This is a genomic window from Exiguobacterium sp. s121 (assembly GCF_018617245.1).
In the GTDB taxonomy this organism is placed as follows: Bacteria; Bacillota; Bacilli; order Exiguobacteriales; family Exiguobacteriaceae; genus Exiguobacterium; species Exiguobacterium profundum.
The window spans coordinates 290,589-315,566 of record NZ_JACSJV010000002.1 but is presented as its reverse complement, the minus strand read 5'-3'; the positions used below and the strand labels follow the sequence as shown (position 1 = coordinate 315,566).

Sequence of the window (24,978 nt, the reverse complement as noted above, 5' to 3'; positions counted from 1 at the left end):
CTCCTCATTTCATAATGGTCGGATCGGTGATATGGTCAGCCACGTTGACCGCCTTCACTTCAAACTGACCTTGTTGATGGATGATATAGTTCGAGCAGGCGTTTCGCATGGCGTGACGGAACGTATATGTCCCATCGATGGCAGAAAGCGCCGCTTTGATTGCATGGGAATGGCAGACGACAACGATGCGCTTCCCTGGATACGTATCCACCAAATGGTTCATTCCTTCTAAGACCCGGCTACGCATCTCATCTTCTGTTTCGAGACCAGGAATCCGCTCCTGGTCATCTGCTTGGACCGCCTCGTAAATTCCTTTCACGGGTTGCCCGGATGCCGTTCCGAATTCACGTTCAATGAAACGCTCATCTAGCAGAATCGCTTTATGTTCGATGCCACACGCTGTTGCGATTGCTTGTGCGGTGTGAACCGCACGTGACAAGGGACTCGATACGATGACGTCCCACTCCTCTTGACTCAAAAAAGCTGCACTCTCCTCTGCCTGTTGACGTCCGAGTGCATTCAACGGGTTATCTTCACGCCCTTGAATAATTTCTAAACGATTCCAATCGGTCTGACCGTGTCTGACTAAACATAACTCTGTCACTACTTCCACTCCTTACTCTTTCAATCATCCCCCATCGTACCATCTTCCCTAAAAATCGCAACGTCATCCGAGACATTCTTCAATAAAACGATTGATTCGGGCCATGAGTTGCTCTTCTTTGATTGGATTATCCGATTGGAGGAAGCTCGCAAGCGAGTGGGTTCCATTTGGAAATGAAATGAGTTGAACGTTCGCACCGACATCACTCGCATGTTCGACGAAGTGAAGCGCTTGGCCGAACGGGACAATCGGATCTTTCTTCCCGTGTAGCAGTAAAATCGGCGGGGCATCGGCGTATAGATGGGAGACCGGGGAGCATTTTACCATCAACTCACGCCATTCCTCGCGGCTTCCTTCATAGAACTTTAAATGGGCGAGCCACGTCTGGATGAATTTGAACAATAAAAAGTTCGTCGGTGGATACAAGGCGATGACCCCTTTGATCGTCGGGAGGTCGTCTCCCAAATCACCTGCAAATTGTCGATGACGGTCGAGCGCAGTCGCAAGCATGAGCGCAGCGCCTGCTGAATCCCCCCAAACGAGCAGTTGACTCGTGTCTAGCGTCAATAACGATTCATGTTGTTTCAAATAGCACAGTGCATCTGAGACATCAAAAATATTATCGGGGAAGTACACCCCGTCTTCAAATAAGCGATAATCGATGCTGACGACAGCGATCCCTTTCCCCAAAAAGTGGTCAAGCAATGGATGAAACAGGGTCACCATACTCCGATTCCCTCTGACGAACGCTCCCCCATGTGCATATACCGCTACGGGGAACGGCCCTTCTCCAGGGGGGAGATACAAATCAAATTGGAGCGGACGATCGTGAACAATTTTATACGTGTACGTGTGGCGCCGGCGTGTTGTCGGTTGAATCGGCAACTCGGGTTCTTGCCATCTGACAAGGGACCCATATTGACTCCACACGCTAGCCCCGGCTGCCGTCGCCGCAGCAATCGCCGCACCCCCGACAAACCAGGCAGTCTCCTTTCTCATACAATCCACTCCTCGTTCCTTTTTTTAATCATATTCCCGCTTTTTTCAAAAATCTATCCATCAGAAGTCGGACTTGACGTGCTCCGAAGCTCACACTATAATATTACTCGCAGTCATAAAACGTAACAGTTACGATTTAATATTCAGATAACTTGAAAGGTGGAAGATGGAAGATGAAGAAAACTTGGTTAGGCGCAGTCACAGCCGGTACGCTTTTACTTGGTGCGTGTGGAAATACCGAAGGAGATAACGCATCTGAATCGACAGATGGTCAACTGACCGTCTTCGCTTCAACGTTTGCATTAAAATCATTAGCCGAAGAAATCGGTGGGGACCGCGTCAACGTGGAGATGGTCATTCCACCTGGGGCTGATCCGCATACGTATGAGCCAACTTCAAAGCAAATGACACAAATCGCAGAAGCCGACCTTTTTTTGACGATTGGTCATGACCTTGAACCTTACGTCGAGTCTATGGAGAAGAGTTTAGATGGTCAGAACGTCGCCTTCGTCAAAACAGCCGAGAACGTGAAGTTACTCGATGCGGCGGATACCGTCCATGTCCATGATGAGGAAGGACATACTGAAGACGACCACGCTCATGAAGAAGAAGGACATTCTGAAGATGAACATGCTCACGAAGAAGACGCACATTCTGAAGACGAACATGCTCACGAAGAAGGAGACGGTCATAGTCACGGTCAATACGATCCCCACGTCTGGCTCGACCCGATGAATGCTGTATCAATGGCAGAAGCGGTCGAAGCCGCATTCAGTGAGGAAGCACCCGACTATAAAGACGAGTTCGCAGAACGGTTAAGCACTTTTAAAGACGAAGCAAACGCTCTCGACACTGAATTGAAGGCAGCCGTCGAGAACGGTTCAAAATCCGAGTTACTCGTGACGCATGCCGCATATGGTTATTTGGCTGAACGTTACGGATTTGACCAATTACCAATCGCGGGACTTACACCGTCTGAAGAGCCGTCACAACAAGCTCTCAAACGGATCATCGAGGAAGCCCGTCTCCACGACTTGAACTATATCGCATTCGAAGACACGGTCACACCAAAAGTGGCCGAAGTCGTGAAACAAGAGATCGGTGCAGAGAGCGTGACGATCTACAACTTGGAATCGGTCACGAAAGAACAGATGGATAAGAGCTACTTCGACTTGATGCGTGAAAACGTCAAGGCACTTGAGACAGCGTTGAAATAATCAAAATCCCGAAGCGAGGTGACTCGTTTCGGGATTTTTTTCATGCTTCTATTTGATGATCTAACGTCTTCAGTGTGACAAGAAGCAGGAGCAGTAGCGATACGATGACGCTCATCATCCAGAAATCCCCGTCCATGAAGAATGATCGTGTCCACTCTCCTGTACTTAGTCCTAACCACGCTTGACTGACACCAACACCAATCAGTGCGATTGCACCAAAACGAACCCATGTCATCTGTGGAACGAATCGTTTGCTGACCAAATAACTATTCAATACTAAAAGACCAATATATGCGATAAGAAGGACGTTCCAAACTGTATCGAATAGCACCGGTACCACCCCTCCCGTCACAGCATACCCCCATGTCATGAAGAATACGATGAATGAGATGAGTGTGATGCGATAAAGCGGCTTGATTTTCGTTTGATACGCAAGAAACGGATTGATGAGTATCCCGAGCCAGATGAGTGTGCCGAACACATCCATGAGCAAATCCCCTTTATACCATTTATTAACAGTATACCATGGGAATTCACTTTCATTCATAATAAATCAAGACGAGTTCTTCCTGGGACGAAGCGATCTCACAAAACTGTTGCAACCGGGTCCAATCTTCCCAAATCATCTCGAATTCATCTTTTGCAACGAATGCCATGTCTTTCACATCATCTCGCCCGAACGCATGCAACGTATCTTTGACGATATGAAGTAACTGCGGGGTCAAGATACCGACCACGACCGCCTGCGCCTCATTGACAATCAACTCTTCGCCGACGAGCGCCATTTCCATGTTATACGTGTCGGCCCCGTCGATATATACCTCGATTTGACTAAGTACGCGTTGAAACGGTTCCACATTCGGAAGCGTCAGCGTATCGTCCCGATCCCGATATTGCTCATGCATATGAATCAACCAGTCTAAAATCATCTCCGGATCCTGATTAAATGACACCCAAACTTCTGGGGAAACACGTACATAATGCGTCGTCTCCATACATGAACGCCCCCTTTTTATGACATTACCCGTCTTATATATGTAAAAAAACCGCCTACTTGAATTCGTAGACGGTTCCTTATATCAAGAACGACTTGTTCCTGTTTGTTGTTCCTCTGTTTCGCTTTCCCAAGCTTCGATGTATTCACGACCAGGAAGATTTTCAACCGAGTCGACATAGAAAACTGGGTCTTCTCCTTCGCGTCGCTGTGCCAAGTAGTCATCGAGAACGGCGCGAGCCACTTTCGCCAAGCGGAAGATGGCATATAAGTTCACGAGTGCCATGAGACCCATGAACACGTCAGCAATCGACCAAACAAGGCCGGCAGAGCGGACCGCACCAAACAAGACCATGCCGACAACACCGATGCGATAGAGCGTGACATAGATTTTCTTATCCGAGATGAACTGGATGTTCGTCTCACCGTAGTAATAGTTTCCAAGAATCGAACTGAACGCAAATAGGAAAATCGCAATCGTCAAGAACGATGTAGCGACCGAACCGATTTCTGCTGTCAACGCGGCTTGCGTCAATTCGACACCCGCAAACGACTCTGAACCGGCTACGCCTGAAATCAAGATAATCATCGCTGTCGATGTACAAACGAGCAATGTATCGACAAATACGCTAAACGATTGAATCAATCCTTGTTTGACAGGGTGCGATACTTCCGCTGTCGCAGCGGCGTTCGGTGCAGAACCCATACCCGCTTCGTTCGAGAAGAGACCTCGACGAATCCCTTGAAGTACCATGGCGCCAATCGCCCCTCCGAAGAGTTGCTCAATTCCGAGGACTCCTTCTGAGAAGATGAGGCTGAAGACGTCTGGTAGAAGGGAAACGTTCGTCACCATAATCCAAATCGCGAGTAAGATGTAGCCACCTGCCATGACCGGTACGATGATACTCGACAAGAGTGCGATCGATTGGATCCCACCGAAGACGACAATGGCCGTCACAATCGCAAGGACAATCCCGACGACTGTTGTGCTGATCCCGAACTGGTTACTCACAGAGAGTGAAATCGTGTTCGACTGTACCGAGTTAAACGCAAATCCGAATGAGAACGTGATCAAAATCGCGAACAAGACACCTAGCCAACGTTGGCCGAGCGCACGCTCCATATAGTAGGCAGGTCCCCCACGCCATGTGCGTCCATCACGAATCTTGTACACTTGTGCCAACGTACTTTCGACGAATGCAGATGCTGCCCCAATCAACGCAATGAGCCACATCCAGAAAACTGCTCCTGGGCCACCTAGCGCAATCGCTGTCGCCACACCGGCAATGTTTCCTGTCCCTACACGAGCTGCCGTTCCGATTGCGAAAGCTTGGAACGAAGACACTTGGCCTTTTTCACGTGCTGTGCCCTCTTTGAACAAGAGGCGGAACATTTCAGGAATCATGCGGAACTGAACGAAGCCCATACGAACTGTAAAATAAAGACCTAAAGCAACAAGTACAACGATGAGCACTTGCGACCACAACAAATCGTTCGCTTGCGAAACGAGTTTCTCTACAAATTTCTCCATACTAATCCTCCATCATTCTAAAAATCTCAACAGAAAAAGTCATGTCAACTTTCTTAACATGACTTGAATTATAGGTAAATTATACGAAAATTGCAATATTAATTCGTTTTTTCAACATCATCTCGGTTCTTTCTAAAAGCAAAAAAACGAGCCGGAGAGCGCATCGCAATCCGACTCGTTCTATATTTCATTTAGATAAAGAGGTTTAAATTTCCGCCTTCTGCTGCGCCGAGATAAGCCGCCACGCCACCAAGGTCGACCCCGTCAATCAACTCTTCTTCTTTGATGCCCATGACATCCATTGACATCGTGCAAGCTACCATTTTCACGCCTGCTTCTTGCGCTGACTTAATCATTTCTTCGACAGAAGGAACGTTCTTATCGCTCATGACTTTCTTCATCATTTTTTGACCAACACCACCGAAGTTCATGTTCGAAAGTGGCAATTCGCCTGCATGTCCTGGCATCATCATGCCGAACATTTTCTCAAGACCTTGCTTTTTCACTTCCGGTGCGTCCGGTTTGCGGATGACATTGAGTCCCCAGAATGTGAAGAACATCGTCACTTCTTTCCCCATCGCGGCAGCACCTTGCGCAATGATGAGGGATGCGAGTGCGCGGTCGAGATCTCCGCTGAAGACGACCATTGATGCACCGTCTCCTGCTGGTGCGCCTGCTTGTGGTGCAGCCGGACCTTGTCCTTTTTGAAGGATGGCTTCAACGCGTCCGTTAACGAATTGTTTCGAGATGAGTTTGTTGCCTGTCTTCTTCGCCCATGCTTCGATATCTGCAAAGAATCCTGGGTCACTTGCGAGAACGCGGAGCGTTTCGCCTTCCCCGAGTTCTGCGACTTTCTTATTTACTTCTAAAATAGGTCCCGGGCATTGTAGACCACATGTGTCTAACATGACCGCTTCCCCGATTGGTGCATTTGTCATTTGTGTTGGCTCCTCTTCTACAACGGTAGCCGCTGTTTCATTTGATATGTTCGCTTCTTCAAGCGCCTCGAAATCACGATTGATTTGCGACCACGTCTTGTAGCCACCGCTCAAGTTTTTCACTTTGAAGCCGTTTTGACGTAAGATGCGTGATGCGAGATAGCCACGAAGACCGACTTGGCACGTCACGTAAATCGTTTCATTCCGGTCGTAGTTGTCCAAGTTTTCTCGTAATGAGTTGAGTGGCACATTGATCGATCCTGGAATCTTTCCGAGTTCATGCTCCGATTCATCGCGAACGTCTAGTAACGTCGCTCCGTTTTCCACGAGCTCATCGATTTCATCCCAATGCACGACTTCATTGTCACCGAGGACGACGTTCGATGCGACATACCCGATCATATTGACCGGATCTTTCGCAGAACTGAACGGTGGTGCATAACTGAGCTCAAGGTCAGGTAGATCGAGGACCGTCAAACCACCCTTCATAGCTGTCGCAATGACGTCGATGCGTTTATCGACTCCATTGATTCCGACACCTTGCGCACCATAGATTTCACCCGTTGTCGGGTGGAACAAGAGTTTAAGCGACACAGGTGTCGATCCTGGATAATAACCAGCATGCGAACCTGGATGCACGTGAACAGCCTCATACGTCTTGCCAGCCGCCTTCAACCGTTTTTCATTCCATCCTGTCGATGCAACCGTCATATCAAATACTTTGGCGATTCCCGTTCCCATCGTTCCATTGTATTTCACGTCGCGGCCGTTAATGATATCGGCAACGAGACGGCCTTGACGGTTCGCTGGCCATGCGAGTGGCACGACAGTTGGTTCTTTGAAGACGTAGTCGAGTACTTCGACCGCATCCCCGATCGCGTAAATATTCGGGTCTGATGTGAGCATCTTTTCATTAACACGAATGGCACCGCGCGTACCTGTTTCAAGGCCTGCTTCACGCGCAATCGTCGATTCCGGTGTAACACCGATCGACATGATGACCATATCTGTATCGATGACACGACCGCTTGTCAAATGAACTTTCTTTCCTTGCTCTGAGAACGAAGAAACGCCATCAGACAATTGAAGCTCGACGCCATGCAAGCGCATGTGTTCATGAATTGGCGCCACCATCTCACGGTCAAGTGGCGTCATGACTTGGTCCGCCATCTCAACGAGCGTCACCTCAACACCACGCTCACGTAAGTTTTCTGCCATCTCAATCCCGATAAAGCCTCCACCAATCACGGTCGCATGCTTCGGCGCCTTGTCATCGACGTAGCCACGGATTTTATCTGTGTCCGGAATGTTGCGAAGCGTGAAAATATCTTCTGCCTCGTCGATTCCAGGGATGTTTGGACGAATCGGTTTCGCTCCCGGAGAAAGAATGAGAACGTCGTATGACTCGTCATACGTTTCGCCTGTTTGAACGTGTTTCACCGTCACTGTTTTTTCGTCACGGTTAATTTTAATGACTTCCGTCAAATTGCGGATATCGAGTTGGAAACGCTTGTTCATCCCTTCAACGGTTTGAACAAGGAGTTTTTGACGGTCTTGGATGACATCCCCGATATAGTATGGAAGACCACAGTTCGCGAATGAGATATACTCCCCACGGTCGAACATGACGATTTGATTCTCTTCATTCAAACGACGGAGTCGTGCAGCTGCAGACGCACCACCTGCTACCCCACCGACGATTACGATTTTTTTACTCATTGTCGATTTCCTCCTCTGACGACTTCTCCTGGCCAACTCATCAAGCCATCTTCTATATTGACCACTTTATAGCCTTTCGCCTCCATTTGCCAAGTCGCTTGCGTGCTACGCGCACCTGAGCGGCAAAGAACGACATATTCTTCAGCTGGATCGAGCGTGTCGATCCACTCTGTCATTTCGGATAACGGATAGTTTTTCGCGCCCTCAATATGTGCTTCTTGAAACTCGTCACGTTCTCGGACGTCGACGATATTTACAGGCACTTCAAAGTCCATTTGACGTTTTAAAGCGGATGCTTTCATCGTTGATCTACCTTTCTGTTTTCAATTCGATTTATACCATTCGGCTTGGTTGCTGGCGTTCGACAAGTTTGTGATTTGTTGAACATTTCGCTTCCACGTCATTAATATACCCCCTTAGGTATTTAATTGCAAGAAATAAGTTTGACGAAATGTCGAATTTTTCAACATCATCCATTTGGATAGTTGATGCTCGACACATACTCCCCCATGTATTAAGATGAGCCTACACAATAAATAGTTGGGTAACTGAACAATTTTTCCTATAGAGGTGAATGATATGGAACCGTATGTATACGATGCAAAAGTATTGAATCGCATGAAACGAGTGGAAGGACAAATTCGTGCCATCATCCGGATGATGGAGGAAGGAAAAGAATGTCGCGATGTCGTGACGCAATTAAGTGCCGCACGTTCCGCACTCGATCGCGCTTCGACTATCATTGTGGCTAAGAACTTGGAACAATGTATCATCACCGCTCAAGCAGATGGCGAAGATACGTCCGAAACGGTGGAAGAAGCCATTAAAATGTTGATGAAACGCTAGTTCCCCTTGCTTTCCCTGTCCAAATGGGAGAAAGTTAGAGTAACGACTTACTAAGGGGGATTTCCTTGTGAACTTCGAAGAAAAAGTAGAATCATTTAGAGCGCTCGCCGCTGAACGCAACATGACGTTCAAAGAGAGCGACACTGAAACGCACGTCACGTTCTTGACGCGTGAAACAACAAAATCCGGGGCTCAGCCCGTTATGATTATCGCTTTTAACAAAAAGACGACAGATGCTGAGTTGTATGCTGCTACCGTCACGCACGTCCCAGATTACGTAGAAGATTTACCGATTCTTAATGCCTTGAACGAGTTCAACCAGGAGTTCAAATACTTCCGTTGTGTACTCGACAGCGATCGCGATGTCACACTCGCCTCGACACTCGACCTCGACCTCGGTTTCTCACCAGAGATCATCTTGCAACACTCATTCATGATGTTCCAAGCGGCCGATGAAGTGAACGAGTACATGCAAAAACTCTACACACAAGTACAATAATCAAAAGCCGTCCGGAAATGTTTCCGAGACGGCTTTTTTTGAAACATCTGATCGCCCCCGCTCGTATGATTGGACAAGGAGGCGATTCGACATGACACGATATGAACGATATGTAGAAGCACTAGAGGCCATCAAGACGGCAACAAAGTGGGAACTGACAGATGATTTCCGACGCTTGATGGCCGTTCATTACGCGATTCACGACACCCCGTTCGAGGCATCTCGATTTTCGAACGCACGCGATGTATTAAAACAAAAAACGAAGATGTTCTCGAAGTTTCGAGACAGTCAAAACCTCGTCTGGCTCTCGTTTCTCGACGCCAAGTATGAGGACATCGGAACCGCAATCGACGAGGCGCTCCGTCTCGATACGTTACTCGACCGGAAACACTTCCGCTTCAGTTCACTACGTCCCTTTTTAGCGAATCAACTGATCAATGTCGAGGAACCCGACCGTCGGCTCGATGAGGCGACCGAACTATATCAAACGTTCAAACGACATCACCCTTGGTTGACAAGCGAGGAAGACTTATTATCGGCGCTCGTGCTCGTGCAAGCGTTTGACGATATCATTGATTTGAACGAACGCATCGAGCAACATTATGCATTATTGAAGGGACGGCTCCCGAAGTCAAACGAACTGCAACTCGTCTCGCACCTTTTGACGTTCAGCGAGTCCTCACCCGAAGAAGCAGTCTCTCGATTGCTCACATGGAAGTCTCAATTAGATGAAGTGCACATCTCGATTCGTCGCGAACACTTACCCGCACTCGCACTACTTAGCATTGTCACGGAACCGAATACGAGCGCGATTCATACTATTCAGGAAATCGTAGGGGCCGAAAAAGACAAGCAGCGCTGGTTCAACACACATAGCGTGCTCATCGCACTTCAACTTGTAGCGGCCGAACGCATAACAAACGAGGCGAGCGACTTATTGCTCCACGGTACGTTTGCCCACTTATTGGCGATGCAACAAGCGGCGACCGCTGCCACGACTGCCGCCGTTATCGCTAGTACCTCATCAACCACAAATTAAATTAAGAGATTCATCGTGAGACACACCAGTACAAATACAGAGTTTGCGATTTCGACAATCCCAATCTTCATGATTGGGATTTTTTTGCCGTAGAACCAAATAGCACGAATCAAACTCGGAGCATATGCTAAAGCGAGCAGCGGATAACCGAGCGCAATGAACACGACGATTAACAGCATATGATACCCCCACGAAAGGTTACGATACGCGATGCTCTTCTTTTCCCGAATCATCGTCTTGACGAAAAAGATACTTCCGAGGAAATAGAGGTATGGCAAAACGAATACCCATGCAATTGTTTCATCCACGACGTGTGCTCCGTGGTAATAACTCGCCATTCCTCCAATACAGAATGAAGTGACGGCACTGACGTCATTCCATACGTTTCGCTCATCTTTGATTTTGGCAAAATAGGCGTTTGCGAGACCGAATGGAATCATTGCAAAAGCGAACCAGATGAGACTCCATTGCATCCATAAGACTGGGATGATGGATAGTGTAGCAATCATCAGATAGATGATCACGGTGCGTAAAAGCTCACGCGATTTCTTTCGTTGCTTGATGTATTGGAATAAGAAGAATGTCCCCATATAGACAAACAACCATGCAATAGCAAAAGGCACATGTGTCCACACCCATCCCCCGACTGTCCCTCCAAGAACGAACGGTAAAATGAGCATCGACCATGCCCCATGCTGTGTTGGAATCATCCATTTCATCAACCATCACTCCTTCCTCCACTAGTGTAATGGATGGTGAGAGCATGCGCTGTGAGATTTACCACAAAAAGCGAAAAAGAAAATAGGCAGCGCCAGCCACCTATTTCATCACATAGCTTGTTTCTTATTTTTCGCATAGTTCGTTATGAACATGATTCCAATGACAGATAGCGTCAGCATTGCCAGACTGTTCACAATCGTTTTGAGCATGTGCAGTCCTTCAAGGTTATTCATTACCATCACTGCCATAAGTAATGCGAGGATACTCAAGTTTACGATGTTACGGTTCATCTTCTCACCACCAGAAATTCAATCTATAGTTCATTGTACCACTCTCGATTTGTTAACAGTAATTTTTTTCCATCGGGATTCAAGCCAACCTAACTCGCTCTCACTCTTCATAAAAAAACGATCTCATGCGAGATCGTTTTTTGGTGTCCAATTTGGTGCGACGGGTGTCGCTTTCGGTTCGTCGACGACGAGCATCTTTGTGACGACCCTTCCGGCAATCGATACTGCGATGAGAGTATACAATGCGTTCGATAATGGTAAATAGATGAGTGAAATCCCAAGGACGATCACATCAAAAATAATCAGAATCGTACCGACCGACACACCTGTCCATTTCGATAAGCCAAGAGCGAATAAGTCATCGCCCCCGGTAGCCCCGCCTGACTTCAAGACAAGACCGAGACCATATCCGGTTACAATCCCACTCGCGATGGCCGCAAACAATGTTGCCGGCCATACTTGAATATCAAACGTGAGCAAGTCGAGACGGTCCCACATCGCATAACTAAGCGACAAGGACGAAGCGGCTAGTACCGCTTGCCCGACAAAACGCCATCCTCTCCACCACAAAGCGACGATAAAAAATGGGATGTCGAGCACGATCATCGAAATCGCCGGGTCGATATCAAATAAATAACGACCGAGTAGCGATAATCCTACGAACCCGCCTTCCGCCAAACCAAACTGTTCATTCAAATAATAATAACCGAACGCCATGATCAGCGTTCCGAGCACTATGGTAGCAACTCGTTTCATTCCGATTGTCCTCCCCGTTCTTGACGGAGAGGAGGATCCTCAGTCGTAGCTGCGGTTCCATCTGTTCCATCTCCGATCTTCCGTTTGTTGATTGATACACGTGTAAGCGATCAGTCAACGCTAGAAGTCCGGAAGTTGGAACAGAGGCCATGTCCTCTCGGTATCCATAAAGACCTTCCTTTCTCAAATTGCGCGTAATCTTGTACGTAGTTTACCACACATTTTGATTCAGTTCATGAATTTTACCTTTAGTGCATGTTACGTTTCGGTAAATCTTTCTTTCCGAACCACCACCAGTTCCAATCCCCGAACAGTTTCATGAGAGACGGAACGAGCAGGATCCGAATGATGGTCGCATCAATGAAGATGGCGAGCGCAATCCCCACACCAAGCTGTTTGATCGGGCTCACACCCGTGAAGGCGAACGCACCCGTCACGACGATCATAATGATGGCGGCTGAAGTGATGATTTTACTCGTCTTCGCAAGCCCCATCTCCGTCGCATAGTCATTGTCGCCTGTCTCGCGGTAATATTCCTCGATTCGCGAAACGAGAAATACCTCATAGTCCATCGACAATCCAAAGACGAGTGAGAAGATGAACACCGGTGTCAAAATACTGATTGTTTCTGCATCGTACACATAACCTGATTCAAAAATGATGACGAGTAAACCGAACGTCGCCCCAAGACCAAGCACGTTCATAAGAATCGCCTTGATTGGAATCAAGATGGATCGGAACGCCCACATGAGGATGAAGAAGGTTGCCAAGATGACGGTGATGACCGCATAGGGAATGCTGTCATAAATCTCATCATAAATCTCTTCATTGAAGGCTGCCGGTCCGCCGACTTCAAACCCTTTGTCTCGCCAATCGCGTACGAATGCTTGCGCTTCTTTGTCGCTCGGAGGTACATCGAAGCTGACATTCACGAGCGCCAAATCTGTATTCCCATCAAGGGTCACAAGTCGCTCAAGTGGGGCGAGTTGTTCTGGCGCCGCTTCGGCGAGTTGAGTAAACGTCTCAGGCGTCAATCCGGATGTCGTTAAGAAAGTCGAGACATTATCGACAATATCGACCTCGTTTAACTCATCTGTGAGACTCGTCAATTCCTCTAAAATCATCGGATCGGTCAAATCGTTCGCTTCAAACAGAAGGACCGCATCGGTCGAGTTATCCCCAAACACATCGTCCCATCGTTCGAGTGCCGCTCGTGATTCATATGAGGTAGGGAGCGCATCAGCGTCCGGAATGTTCAACTCTAGGTCGCGCACGAACCAAAGACTCGGGAGCAGGATCAACAAAGCAATGAGCGTCATCGTCACCGGACGTCTCATCACGAAGCGAGCAAGTTTTTGCCAGCGCTTTTCAGATTTCGTCTCATCTGTCTTGATGATTCGTCCTTTATTCAAGGCGTCACCGACTAAGTAAAGCGACGACGGCAACAAGGTCAGTGCAGATAGCACGGCCCCCGCGACGGCAATGAGGGCACCGAGCGCGACCGCCTGAAAGACATCTACTTGAATAAATAGGAGTCCGGCTAATCCGACAAAGACACATAGACCTGAAAAGAGAATCGAGCGTCCCGCCGTCGCTACCGTCCGGACAATTGCCTCTTCTCTCGATTGCCCGCGCGTTAACTCTTCCCGATACCGATTGACGAGTAACAGTGAAAAATCAATCCCAAGCGCAATCGCAATCATGGCGACGGCATTGAGAACAAAGATAGATAATTCCATGTTTTGTGCAAAAAAGAATAGCGATCCCGCTGCGACAATAAAGGTAATCAACCCGACGAGTAACGGCATGAGCGCGGCGAGCGGTGTGCCGAAAACAAGCAACAACACGAGAAGCGCGACCGGAATCCCAATCAACTCCGCTCGAATCAAGTCATTTTTCGAAGCTTCGTTTAAGTCATCCGCAAAGACCGGTTCTCCCGTCAAGCGGACTTCGGTATCCGTATCAACGATGAGCGCGTCTCGGACGGCATCGATCGAGGATTCCGCCGCATCATAATCTTCGAATTCCAGCACGAAATAGGATACGTCCCCTGAACGCGCGTCCGGATTCTCCGCCGGGGTAATCACGCCATCAATTGATGAAATTTCCCCAAAACGGTCTTGTTGTTCGTCCATGACCGCCTCCAGATTTCCTCCTTCAAATAAGACGATCATTGAAGCATCTGCTCGATCAAATCGTTCATTCAACTGATCTTCTACCTGTTGGAAACGTCCGTCTTGAATGGCAAATCCGTTTCCTCTCAACTCACCCGGGAGCTGTAGCCCGAAATAAACTGAACCCGCGAGTAAAATCGCCCATATGAGTAATACGCCATACCGAAAACGAACCAACTGCCTACCTAACCATTCCATTGATGTCACTCCTCCCTGTCTATCCATCTACTTCCCCTTTCTCGATTCATTCATCATCACTTCACAAAAAATTCCTGAACCTAGGTTCGGTTCAGGACTCTTGTCGTTCAAAGACTTGAAGCCAGCTATGACAAAATCGAGGTGGTGCAGACAAGACGACGAGTCGACCCCCTCGTTCATCTAACAGCATTACCTTCAATAATTGGGTGTCTGCACACACGCTTGAGCAAAATAATTCTTCCTCTCGATGAAACAGTTGGAACGACTCTGTCGATGTGATCGCCGTCGTTTCTCCCACTTGATCGAGAATGACCGTGTCGCGGTTTCCTTCGTATGGAATGCGCCAGGTTTCTTTCGTCTTCACATTTTCAACTAAAAAATGATGAGTTCGTTCATCGAACAATGTCACACACGTTTCAGGTGTGAATCGTTCAAAATCATACGTCTCTTGATACGCTAGCTCGATGATGTTCCCAAAGACAGGGACTTCTTCATAGCGGCTATATCGAAACGTATGATTATGGAGGTTCAAGGCTACGACATCCGATTCGGCTGAATATAAGAAGATGTCATCGCCTTGCCAATAGTGCAAATTGCTAAACCAGTCTCCGTTGAATCGTTGAGGGATTGCATGCGTCTCCATCTGTCCTCGTTGTAAATCAATGACTCCGTAAAGTCCTTTTTCCTGGAACCATGCCACGGCACGTCTTGCATTCGGCTCCACATATAGGGCGCATGGTGTCCATTTCCAGTCGATCTCCCAGCGAATTTGAGACGACTCGTCAAAGAACAAAAATCCAGTTTGCGCCAAGTACAACATCCAACCTTCACCTACACGTTCTAGCCATTCGATCGTTTGATGAAATTGAAAGTCTGCTGTTTGTTTGTACATTTGATCACTTCCTAGTTTCAGCTTAGCAACGACCGAAACGAAATTCGATTTTGAATGTGTTCATTCAACACATTTTCGATTTTCCTGTATACTGACGGTAAAGACATATCGTATAGAAAGGAGACCTTCCATGCGTCCATTACAACTATCACCAGAGACCGCAGTTGAACTCGCAAAAAAATTAAACGTCCCCCTCGAGGAACTGATGCATATGCCAAAACACATCCTCGTTCAAAAAATGATGCAACTCGAGGCATCTCAAACAGAGGAAGACACACCAAAGGAGACGGATTAACGTCTCCTTTTTGGTTACTGCTCTTTGCGTTTCCGCTTTCTCGATACATACCAGAGACCACCGATTACAGCGAGGGCCGCACCACCGGCCACAGCGTACTTGCTGTAATCTGGGCGACGTTCGGTTACGACTAGTGTCGAGAGTGGAGCGACCGTCATATGACGGTCCTCGACTTGACGTGGCGCCGTCAGATTAACGGTATGGTCCTCCACGTTCACCTCGAACTTGCCAGATGGAAGTTTGACCTCAACCGCCTCCTCGAGTGCGTTGTGGTAGACGATATGTCGTTCTACATATCCTTCCACATGACGGCTCAATTCAAAGGCAATCACACCCTCTGCTTCATCAAAGAAACGCAAGTGTTTGCGAATCTGTTCCGTGTTTTCGAGTCGGAAGAGCGGATATTGCTTACGCAGACGCAAGAGACCTTTCACATATTCCACACTTGGCGCTTCTTGCTCCGCCCGGTTCCAGTCCATACGGTTGATGACTTCGCCTGAATTGAAGCTATTCTCATCCCCGTCTTTTGTCCGGAAAAATTCCTGTCCACTGTGAAGGAATGGAATCCCTTGACTTAGGAGCACAATCGACGTCGCCAAACGGTGGCGACGGCGACGTGTCGTCTCGTCATCTTCCGGATTCGTCACGGATAACTTGTCCCAAAGCGTCAAATTGTCATGACATTCTACATAGTTGACGACCTGGTTCGGCTCATCAGCGAAACTTTGGCTCGTGATGCCACCAGCAATCCCTCGTTTCACATCTGCTGTCATATCCGTGTTTCCACTCACCCAGCCCGGTAAGTCTTCGATGAAGACGTCTCCTCGGACACCGTCTCGAATCCCATCATTGAATTGGGCGATGCGTGGCATCTTATGCGCATTATGCTGATTCGCTTTTTTACGAACCGGGAGCGGTGTATCCAAATCCCACCCTTCCCCGATGACAAGAATCGATGGGTCGACGCGGTCGAGCGCTTTCCGAATCTGGTTCATCGTTTTGACGTCATGGAGTCCCATCAAATCGAAGCGGAACCCATCAATCATGAATTCTTTCGCCCAGTACGTGACACACTCGACCATGAGCTTACGCATCATCGCACGCTCGGATGCCGTGTCATTCCCACATGCCGAACCATCCGCGAGTGTTCCGTCTTCGTTTAAGCGATAGTAATAGTCCGGGACGAATTGCCCGAGCGGTGTTGTCAACGCATCATACGTGTGGTTGAAGACAACGTCCATGATGACCCGGATGCCTCGATCGTGGAGCGCTTGAATCAGTGCCTTCAATTCGACAATTCGCGTCGCCGGGTCATCTGCCGACGAGGCGTATGATCCTTCGACCGCAAAGTAATGAACCGGATCGTAACCCCAGTTATAATTGTCTTCCCCTTCACGTGACTCATTCACCGAGCCGTAGTCAAAGAACGGCATTAATTGGAGATGAGTGATTCCAAGCGAGGTAATATAATCGAGTCCGGTCGGGTAACCGCTCGTGGTCGTCGTACCCGTCTCGGTCATCCCTAAGAACTTCCCACGGTGCGTCGCCCCACTCTCTGGGTGACTCGTCAAATCACGGACGTGCGCCTCATAGATGACCGCCTCTTGTGAAGAATTGAATAGCGGACGTTCTTTGATCCAATGGTCCGGGTTCAAAGATGCCGGATCGAGCAGACATCCTCGTTTCCCATTCACTCCGACGACTTTCGCATACGGATCGAGCGACTCTACTTTTTTCCCATCAATCAGCGCTTCAAATACATAAAATTGACCTTCGAATAAGGCACGGTCGAGTTCGATCACCCACGTCCCCTTCTCAGCCGGCTCGAGCTCGAGTCGTTCAAACTTACGGGCACGGGCTGTTCGATACAACTTGACCGACATCTGTTCCGCTACCGGAGACCAAACTCGTAGTCGAATCTGTTCCCCTTTGAACGTCACCCCTAGGTCTTTCCCGTGATAGGCAACGTGATCTAAGTCTGCATGTGTGTGTTGATCCATTGTACGTTCCATCTCTTCACTCCTTCACTGCTTCAAATCTGCTATCATTATAACAAAACCACACAAAGGATGGATGAAACATGGCAAAAGACAATTCTTTCGATATCGTGTCAGAAATGAATCTTGAAGAAGTAAAGAACGCAATCCAAATTGCGGAAAAGGAAATTTTGAACCGTTATGACTTCAAAGGGTCAAAGAGTGAGATGTCCCTCGACAGTGGCGACCTCGTCCTCATCTCGGATGACGACTATAAACTCGAGCAATTAAAAGACGTCTTGATCACGAAATTGATCAAACGCGGTGTCCCGACGAAAAACCTCGACTATCAAAAAGTAGAGAACGCACTCGGCGGCACGGTTCGCCAACGTGTGAAATTGAAAAGCGGCATCGACAAAGATGACGCGAAGAAAATCAACAACGCCATCAAGGAATCAAAACTAAAAGTCAAATCGCAAATCCAGGACGACCAAATTCGCGTGACAGGTAAGTCGCGTGACGATCTTCAAGCCGTCATGCAACTCGTACGTGAACTTGAATTGTCCGTCGATGCCCAATTTACGAACTTCCGATGAAACTCGCCATCATCAGTGACCCGCACGGTTCGTTTGATGATTTAAAGGCCGTCCTGGATGACGTTCGTCGCGAAACCGAGCATATTCTCTGTCTCGGGGACCTCTACGAATGCCATGTTGGCAAAAAACGACGTCACGAGCGCTTTCATCATGTGGAAGACGTCGTGACGTACGACCCAAATTATGAAGCGTTACTCACATTCCCGAGTCTACGAGGCAATCAGGAAGAGCGAATCGACGAGGTGCTCGTAATCGACCATCCTGTGAAAACACGGATTTCGTTATTGCCGGAACAGACGACTCTCGAGGAAGCACGCTTTTTACATGGACATCAAGTGAAGTGGAATAAAGACTGGGAACCGATGGTCGAGAAAGGAAAATACCCACTCGTCTTCATCGGACACAGTCACATCCCCGGGATTTACCGAAAGGGAACCTCTCTGCCGTGGGAACTCGGGACACCGTTCCATTTGAAGAAAAAACGATATGTCATTAACGTCGGCGCCGTCATCTTCGATCGGGAATGGTGTCTATATGACACGGAAGCCCGAACGGTCACGCGGATGAAAGCATGAATACAAAAAAGGACCTCAATTTTTTTGAGGTCCTTTCGTCTGTCTTACATTTCTTCCGGAGCTTCGACACCGAGTAAACGGAGCCCTTCTGTCAATACGAGCGTCACTGCCTTGACGAGAGCGAGACGCGATTGTTTGCTCGCATCTTCTTCTAGGACGCGGACGTGACCGTAGTACTTGTTGAACGCTTGCGCGAGGTCGAGTACATAGCGGCTGATGATTGATGGTTCGCGGCGTTCATGCGCACGCGTGATGACGTGTGGGAACGCATTGAGCATCGTGACGACACCCCATGAGTAGTCATCGTCTGCACCAGTGAATGGTGACCCGTCATAGTTTCCTTTACGAAGGAGTGAGTTCGCACGAGCGTTCGTGTATTGAACGTAAGGTCCTGTCTCCCCTTCGAACTTGAGCATGCTGTCGAGATCGAACTCGATGTTGTTGATGCGTTCGTTTTTCAAATCGTGGAAGACGACCGCGCCGACACCGACCATGCGGGCAACGTCTTGTGCGTTCGCAAGATCCGGGTTCTTCTGCTCGATGTTCGCCTGCGCTTTCTCGATAGCCTCTTTCAAGACTTCCTCAAGAAGAACGATGCGCCCTTTACGTGTCGACATCTTCTTCCCTTCTTGCAAGATCAAGCCGAACGGCACGTGATGCATGCCATCAACAAAGTCATATCCAAGCTTACGAAGGACCGAGAAGAGTTGTTTGAAATGGAGCGCCTGTTCGCCACCGACGACATAGTTTGCTTGAACGAAGTTGTACGTCTCGTAACGATAGATTGCCGCTGCCAAATCACGTGTCGCGTACAACGTCGCGCCATCTTTTTTCTTGATCAAGCAAGGTGGCAAGTTCTCCTCTTCGAGCGAGACGACCATCGCCCCTTCACTTTCCACTAAGAGGTTTTTCGCTTCTAGCATCTCGACGACGCGTCCCATTTTATCGTTATAGAACGCTTCCCCGTTGAAGCTTTCGAATTTCACTCCAAGAAGGTCATATACTTTCTGGAACTCTTTGAGCGACTCGTCACGGAACCACTGCCAAAGCTCTGTCGCTTCCGCATCACCATCTTCAAGCTTTTTGAACCAAGCACGGCCTTCGTCTTCGAGTTCTGGTTGTGTCTTCGCCTCTTCGTGGAAATGGACGTATAATTTCAAGAGTTCTGCGATTGGATTGGCGCGTACCGCTTCCTCATCGCCCCACTTCTTGTAGGCGACCATCAATTTCCCGAACTGAGTGCCCCAGTCCCCAAGGTGGTTGACGCCGACGACGTCATATCCGTTTTTACGTGCGATTTGGTTGATCGCATTCCCAATCACCGTCGAACGCAAGTGACCCATCGAGAACGGCTTCGCAATGTTTGGTGACGAGAAGTCCGTCACAATCGTTTCATTGCGTGCTTCGTGTGTCGCATATTCCGATTTTTCCTCAAGCACGGTGTTGATGATTTCTTTTGATACGACATCACGGCTCAAGAAGACGTTGACGTAAGGTCCCGCCGCCTCCACTTTCGTGAACAATTCATCGTTCAATTCATTTGCGATATCTGTCGCAATCATGACAGGTGCTTTTCGGTAAGCTTTCGCCAATTGGAAACACGGGAACGCGAGGTCACCGTGCGCCTCGTGTTTTGGCTTCTCAATCAATGCTTCAATTTGGTCAATCGTGAGTTCTTCACCGATGACACGGGATAGTGCTTCTGCATATTTGCGTTCATAACTCATCTGTATGTCCTCCTTCTTCAATAACAACTCATAAAAAAAACGCCCTTTGCATAGATGCAAAGAGACGGGAATTCCCGCGGTACCACTCTTCTTGCCTGCATGATGCAGACCGCTTTATGGTGATAACGGTTCCCTCCGGCTATGCCTACTCTCGTTTCGGATAGCATCTCAAAAGTGCGTTTCGCGACGTTTGTCAGCCCAGGCTCTCACCAATCCCCAGGTCGCTTTGTTGACTAAACCATCGTTACTCTCTTTTTCATCGACTTTCGTCTATGCGGTTGAAAAGCAACTTCATTATAGAGGATATTCCCTGTATACTCAATGCTAGAATTCAAGCATGATAAAAGAAAGGCAGGACTCGCACGAAATCATGACGAATCTTTACTATTATATCTTGAAATGTCCCATGCTAGGAGGGAACACATGAACCACTTTCGCAAGATGTCCATGCTCGGTTGGAGTATATGGAGTGTTTTGTTCTGCTTCACCATCGGATTATTTGCATTGGATGTGCTGCACGCCCCGACCATTGATCCGTTGTCCTTTATTTTAATCTCATTACTCGTCATCATCTTTCAACTCGATTCAATCGAAGTCAAAGGTGTGTACTTCACATTCTCTGAGAGTATCGTATTAATTCTTTTTCTATTCTTTGGATTTGAAACAGCACTCATCGTCAACCAGATTGGATTATTCGTCTTTCAATTCGCCAATTTGAGACCAAAAGTCGCCATACGCCGTTTTCGCTTCACCTATCCGTGGAACGCCATTACGGCATACTTAGAAATTGTCATTCCCGCTACCGTCTATCTCGCCCTCGGTGGGGATACTGGAATCGATTTCTATTCGAAAGAATCATTCATCCCGCTTGCCGGGTTATTTCTTGCCATCTTCTTAAACACCATTTTCCAAAAGTATCAGGTGAGATGGTGGTTCCGCGTTGATATCGGGTTGAGTGACTTTTTGAAGATCGCCTTCTACACATACGTCGTCAGTTTGATTTTCATCTTAGCCGCAGCATTCTTCCGAGAGACGAATTTACTTGTCGTGAGCAGTATCGCGGCAGCACTGACCTTCTTCATCAAACGACTTCTCATTCAAAAGGGACGACAGGATGCGTATAAATCTCTGATTGAACAGTACGACGAAGCGAAAGAAGCCGTCTCTTTGTCTCAGAGCGAAGCGCAAGCCATTGAAGTCTTTTTAAGTCAATGCGAACAATTGAACCATTACGATGAAGGATATATCGAGTTCAAGCTATTCAATCGCACACTCTATTTCGACTTGAAAACACGTCAACCGATTGATCGCCCCATCGTATTTGCGCTACTGGATATCAGTCAACCTGTCGAGCCTGTCCTTGACTACGAGATGCGATTTGAGTGGGATGCTTCATTGTCTGACGCTTTCCATGACGACTACCATAGCTTCGTCTCAATTCGTTCGGAAGAAATCGAGGGAATCCGAACATGGATCGTGATGACAGGAGAACCTGTATATGGGTATCCGAAGATTATCCAACAAGAAATCCTCAAGTTGCTCAAGTCGTTCAACCGGACCATCAGCCGTTGTCATGAACGAGATCGTCTGTATACCGAGAGCCGGACGGATAGTTTGACTCTCCTCGCCAATGCCCGCGCCTTCTACGAATACGGGATTCAACAAATATCCGACATCTCGATGTATCCGATCTCGGTCGCCATGCTCGACATCGATTTCTTTAAAAAAATCAATGATACGTATGGCCATCAAGTCGGTGACCAAGTGTTGCAGGAATTTGGTCGACGTATCCGGCAAGCCCTTCGCGCTGATGACTTTGCCGCCCGTTATGGTGGGGAAGAGTTTATCTTGCTTCTCAATCATTGTGACATGTCTCAAGCCGTTGACATTGCAGAAAGAATTCGCCAGCAAATCGAAGCGAAACCGTTCCTTGTCGATCATCATGAGATTTCTGTGACTGCGTCCATCGGGATCGATACAATCGATGCGTTTGGAAATAAGCGATTAGACGATACGATTCGAAACGCGGACCGTGCGCTATATGTCGGTGGGAAATACGCGGGACGTAACCGTGTGGCGCACTTCAACAATTTAACGACGTAAACTCCCCTTTCTCACATCGAATTGGGGAGTTTTTAAGTTGACAAGCAGATTTGAAACAGGTACGTTAGGGAACGTGTTTACTAATTGGATAGATTCACTTTTTATCGAGAGAGACGGAGGGACTGGCCCTGAGAAGTCTCGGCAGCGGGGAACCTGTGCCAAATCCAGCGGGCGTATTGCTCGAAAGATGAAAAGGGTATTTCGCACGAAGGACCTTTTTCTCAGAAAAGGGTCCTTCTTATTTTTTAGTGAGGTGATTATTTTGGAACAACCAACAGCAAACAAATGGGCACTCTTGCCGTTACTCGTCTTCTTACTTTTCTTCATCGGGGCGGGTGTCTATTACGGAGACTTTTATAAGTTTCCGGTACTCGTCGCAGCCATCATCGCCTTGATGGTTGCGGCATTCATGACAAAAGGAAGTGCCACCCAAACCGTAGAGCGCATCGCGCAAGGAGCCGGCAATCCGGGCATCATCATCATGATTTTCATTTTCTTACTGGCTGGCGCCTTTTCAACGGTAGCGGAAGCCATCGGGGCAATCGATGCAACGGTCAACGCCGCCTTGACTCTATTACCACCTTCGCTTCTCTTGAGCGGACTCTTCGTCATCGCCGCCTTCATTTCAATGGCGATGGGAACGTCGACGGGTACAATTGCGGCACTTGCACCGATCGCCCTCGGTATCCATGAAGAGAGTGGCGTCAATGTCGCCATCGCTGCCGCAGCCGTTGTCGGAGGGGCGATGTTCGGGGACAATCTCTCGTTCATCTCAGACACGACCATCGCTGCCGTCCGGACGCAACGAACGAACATGCGTGATAAATTCCGCACGAATTTCTGGATCGTGTTACCGGCCGCCATCATCACGACGGTTTTACTCGCCGTCTTGTCAAATGGGGAGTCAACGGTCGATGTCGCCGCATTCGAATGGTACAAACTGATTCCGTATCTTGCCGTCATCGGACTCGCATTGACAGGATTAAACGTCATTTTGGTTCTGTTAGGTGGCATCACGCTCACCGGCATCATCGGTCTCCTAGATGGAAGCCTATCCGTCACGGCGTTTGTGACAGCTATTGCGGACGGGATGATTGGCATGGCCGAAATTTCATTCCTGACATTACTCATGGGTGGACTCGTCGGTCTCATCTCACACAACGGCGGACTCACGTATTTACGTGACGCGTTGACATCTCGTATTCAAAAACGTGCCGGTGCCGAATGGAGCATCGCCGGACTTGTCAGTGCGACAAACGTAGCGACGGCGAACAATACGATTTCCATTCTCGTAGCCGGTCCACTTGCAGCGAACATCGCGGACGAGTATGACATCGAACGGAAGAAATCAGCAAGCGTACTCGACATCTTCTCATGTGGGGTACAAGGGATTCTTCCGTACGGAGCTCAATTACTCATCGCTGCAGAATTGACGAAGACCGCATCGCCGGACCTCGTCCCGTTCATGTTCTATCCGTTCCTACTCTTTATTTGTGGAGGAATCGCCATCGCATTCAATTTCCCACGTTTTAAAAAACAGTCATAAGTGAAAACACCCCTTGTTCAAAGGGGTGTTTGTCGTTTCGTGACCATCTCTTGTTTCAACCGCTCGTTCCGTTTCTTGAAAGCGCGTCGTTTGAGCACTTCTTCTAGACCCCGGCTGATGGCCCATAATGCGACCAAAAGTAGACCGAGCATCGATAAACGAAATGGACTTTGGATAAATTCCTCCCACTGGTCCCCGATGACAGAGAAAATCACGACGACGAGCAGTTTCCCGAATCCTGCCGCCATGATGAACGTACGGAGCGGCATCTGAATGAGCGCCAATAAATACGTGATCAAACTGACCGGGATGAACGGGAGAGAATACAAGAATCCGAGCGAGATCGGACTCATATGATTGATTCGTTCCAACCAATAGATCGCCGCCTTATGTTTTTCGAGCCAGCGCGTCATCGGTTTGCGGAAAACGTAACGGACAGCCGCAAAAACGACGATGGTTCCAAGAAGGTTCCCGATCCAGGATAAGAGAACGCCTAACAGAAAGCCGTATGTCGCTGCATTGGCAGAGATGATTAAGACGAGTGGTAAAAATGGAAAAATCGCTTCTAAAAACGGTGCACCGAGTCCAGCCCATGGACCACCAGGCAAACCTTGAAGCCATTCAATCAATTGGATGATGTACTGTTGGAGAGAATTAAGCATAGTCGTTCCACCTTCAACTTTCGTTACTACTCTATTACCCGAATTCGATTTACAAGACGCATCTCCCTGCATTCGTCAAAAA

Annotated in this window: 24 protein-coding genes, 1 riboswitch and 1 other annotated feature; of the genes, 9 read left to right on the top strand and 15 right to left on the bottom strand. The window is 48.2% G+C overall.

Features of this window, described 5'->3' with window-relative positions:
• Positions 1 to 4: 4 nt before the first annotated feature.
• Positions 5 to 604, bottom strand: a complete 600-nt coding sequence (locus KOG47_RS12010; RefSeq protein WP_159563373.1) for a histidine phosphatase family protein — start codon at positions 602 to 604, stop codon at positions 5 to 7.
• Positions 605 to 667: 63 nt separating this feature from the next.
• On the bottom strand, positions 668 to 1,603 hold the full coding sequence (locus KOG47_RS12005; RefSeq protein WP_074034886.1) for an alpha/beta hydrolase: 936 nt from the start codon (positions 1,601 to 1,603) through the stop codon (positions 668 to 670).
• 173 nt (positions 1,604 to 1,776) lie between these two features.
• On the opposite strand from KOG47_RS12005, the gene KOG47_RS12000 reads away from it, so the two are divergent.
• Entirely contained in the window at positions 1,777 to 2,820 is a 1,044-nt protein-coding gene (locus KOG47_RS12000) for a metal ABC transporter solute-binding protein, Zn/Mn family (RefSeq protein ID WP_215244298.1), read from the top strand.
• A 40-nt stretch (positions 2,821 to 2,860) separates the two neighbouring features.
• On the opposite strand, the gene KOG47_RS11995 is transcribed toward KOG47_RS12000, so the two are convergent.
• From KOG47_RS11995 to KOG47_RS11975, 5 genes are all read right to left on the bottom strand, one after another.
• Entirely contained in the window at positions 2,861 to 3,307 is a 447-nt protein-coding gene (locus KOG47_RS11995; protein ID WP_215244297.1) for a hypothetical protein, read from the bottom strand.
• Positions 3,308 to 3,359: 52 nt separating this feature from the next.
• Complete coding sequence (locus KOG47_RS11990) at positions 3,360 to 3,815, bottom strand: hypothetical protein (RefSeq protein ID WP_031424431.1); 456 nt, start codon at positions 3,813 to 3,815, stop codon at positions 3,360 to 3,362.
• An 84-nt stretch (positions 3,816 to 3,899) separates the two neighbouring features.
• Entirely contained in the window at positions 3,900 to 5,345 is a 1,446-nt protein-coding gene (locus KOG47_RS11985; protein WP_074034892.1) for an alanine/glycine:cation symporter family protein, read from the bottom strand.
• A gap of 191 nt (positions 5,346 to 5,536) precedes the next feature.
• Positions 5,537 to 8,002 (bottom strand): CoA-disulfide reductase, encoded by a 2,466-nt coding sequence (locus KOG47_RS11980; RefSeq protein ID WP_215244296.1) that lies wholly within the window; start codon positions 8,000 to 8,002, stop codon positions 5,537 to 5,539.
• On the bottom strand, positions 7,999 to 8,304 hold the full coding sequence (locus tag KOG47_RS11975) for a rhodanese-like domain-containing protein (RefSeq protein ID WP_196430363.1): 306 nt from the start codon (positions 8,302 to 8,304) through the stop codon (positions 7,999 to 8,001). The genes KOG47_RS11980 and KOG47_RS11975 overlap by 4 nt, the downstream gene beginning before the upstream one ends.
• A 277-nt stretch (positions 8,305 to 8,581) precedes the next feature.
• Here KOG47_RS11975 and KOG47_RS11970 point away from each other — a divergent pair, with 277 nt between their 5' ends.
• The 3 genes from KOG47_RS11970 (at position 8,582) to KOG47_RS11960 (ending at position 10,386) form a co-directional block, all read left to right on the top strand.
• Entirely contained in the window at positions 8,582 to 8,848 is a 267-nt protein-coding gene (locus tag KOG47_RS11970; protein ID WP_015880529.1) for a metal-sensitive transcriptional regulator, read from the top strand.
• Positions 8,849 to 8,915: 67 nt separating this feature from the next.
• The gene (locus tag KOG47_RS11965) at positions 8,916 to 9,347 is read left to right on the top strand and encodes a type III secretion system chaperone family protein (protein ID WP_015880528.1); all 432 of its coding nucleotides are present in this window, start codon (positions 8,916 to 8,918) and stop codon (positions 9,345 to 9,347) included.
• A 91-nt stretch (positions 9,348 to 9,438) separates the two neighbouring features.
• The gene (locus tag KOG47_RS11960; RefSeq protein ID WP_215244295.1) at positions 9,439 to 10,386 is read left to right on the top strand and encodes a DUF4003 domain-containing protein; all 948 of its coding nucleotides are present in this window, start codon (positions 9,439 to 9,441) and stop codon (positions 10,384 to 10,386) included.
• On the opposite strand, the gene KOG47_RS11955 is transcribed toward KOG47_RS11960, so the two are convergent.
• The 5 genes from KOG47_RS11955 to KOG47_RS11935 form a co-directional block, all read right to left on the bottom strand.
• On the bottom strand, positions 10,383 to 11,105 hold the full coding sequence (locus tag KOG47_RS11955) for a YwiC-like family protein (protein ID WP_214691299.1): 723 nt from the start codon (positions 11,103 to 11,105) through the stop codon (positions 10,383 to 10,385). The two genes, KOG47_RS11960 and KOG47_RS11955, sit on opposite strands and share 4 nt — an antisense overlap.
• Positions 11,106 to 11,213: 108 nt before the next feature.
• Positions 11,214 to 11,396, bottom strand: a complete 183-nt coding sequence (locus KOG47_RS11950) for a hypothetical protein (RefSeq protein ID WP_215244294.1) — start codon at positions 11,394 to 11,396, stop codon at positions 11,214 to 11,216.
• Between the two features lie 123 nt (positions 11,397 to 11,519).
• Positions 11,520 to 12,152 (bottom strand): YitT family protein, encoded by a 633-nt coding sequence (locus tag KOG47_RS11945; protein ID WP_031424422.1) that lies wholly within the window; start codon positions 12,150 to 12,152, stop codon positions 11,520 to 11,522.
• A 248-nt stretch (positions 12,153 to 12,400) separates the two neighbouring features.
• A complete protein-coding gene (locus tag KOG47_RS11940) occupies positions 12,401 to 14,524 on the bottom strand; it encodes an MMPL family transporter (RefSeq protein WP_215244293.1) in 2,124 nt (707 codons plus the stop codon).
• Positions 14,525 to 14,615: 91 nt separating this feature from the next.
• Complete coding sequence (locus KOG47_RS11935; RefSeq protein WP_215244292.1) at positions 14,616 to 15,416, bottom strand: hypothetical protein; 801 nt, start codon at positions 15,414 to 15,416, stop codon at positions 14,616 to 14,618.
• 130 nt (positions 15,417 to 15,546) lie between these two features.
• On the opposite strand from KOG47_RS11935, the gene KOG47_RS11930 reads away from it, so the two are divergent.
• Positions 15,547 to 15,711: a YycC family protein gene (locus KOG47_RS11930; RefSeq protein ID WP_074034904.1), complete on the top strand. Its 165-nt coding sequence runs from the start codon at positions 15,547 to 15,549 to the stop codon at positions 15,709 to 15,711.
• Between the two features lie 14 nt (positions 15,712 to 15,725).
• Here the strand turns inward: KOG47_RS11930 and pulA are convergent, their stop codons facing one another.
• Positions 15,726 to 17,723 (bottom strand): type I pullulanase, encoded by a 1,998-nt coding sequence (gene pulA / locus KOG47_RS11925; protein WP_159563363.1) that lies wholly within the window; start codon positions 17,721 to 17,723, stop codon positions 15,726 to 15,728.
• 68 nt (positions 17,724 to 17,791) lie between these two features.
• On the opposite strand from pulA, the gene KOG47_RS11920 reads away from it, so the two are divergent.
• Entirely contained in the window at positions 17,792 to 18,283 is a 492-nt protein-coding gene (locus KOG47_RS11920) for a YajQ family cyclic di-GMP-binding protein (protein ID WP_074034908.1), read from the top strand.
• The gene (locus tag KOG47_RS11915; protein WP_159563362.1) at positions 18,280 to 18,858 is read left to right on the top strand and encodes a metallophosphoesterase family protein; all 579 of its coding nucleotides are present in this window, start codon (positions 18,280 to 18,282) and stop codon (positions 18,856 to 18,858) included. Before KOG47_RS11920 ends, KOG47_RS11915 begins: the two co-directional genes overlap by 4 nt.
• A gap of 44 nt (positions 18,859 to 18,902) precedes the next feature.
• On the opposite strand, the gene argS is transcribed toward KOG47_RS11915, so the two are convergent.
• Entirely contained in the window at positions 18,903 to 20,585 is a 1,683-nt protein-coding gene (gene argS, locus KOG47_RS11910) for an arginine--tRNA ligase (protein WP_196430356.1), read from the bottom strand.
• Positions 20,586 to 20,642: 57 nt separating this feature from the next.
• Positions 20,643 to 20,854, bottom strand: a binding site (T-box leader).
• A 154-nt stretch (positions 20,855 to 21,008) separates the two neighbouring features.
• On the opposite strand from argS, the gene KOG47_RS11905 reads away from it, so the two are divergent.
• On the top strand, positions 21,009 to 22,688 hold the full coding sequence (locus KOG47_RS11905) for a GGDEF domain-containing protein (protein WP_215244291.1): 1,680 nt from the start codon (positions 21,009 to 21,011) through the stop codon (positions 22,686 to 22,688).
• Positions 22,689 to 22,786: 98 nt separating this feature from the next.
• Positions 22,787 to 22,882, top strand: a riboswitch (SAM riboswitch).
• A complete protein-coding gene (locus KOG47_RS11900; protein WP_256369436.1) occupies positions 22,876 to 24,234 on the top strand; it encodes a Na+/H+ antiporter NhaC family protein in 1,359 nt (452 codons plus the stop codon). Its footprint overlaps the riboswitch before it by 7 nt.
• 17 nt (positions 24,235 to 24,251) lie before the next feature.
• Here the strand turns inward: KOG47_RS11900 and KOG47_RS11895 are convergent, their stop codons facing one another.
• Positions 24,252 to 24,896, bottom strand: a complete 645-nt coding sequence (locus tag KOG47_RS11895; RefSeq protein ID WP_215244290.1) for a TVP38/TMEM64 family protein — start codon at positions 24,894 to 24,896, stop codon at positions 24,252 to 24,254.
• Positions 24,897 to 24,978: the final 82 nt, after the last annotated feature.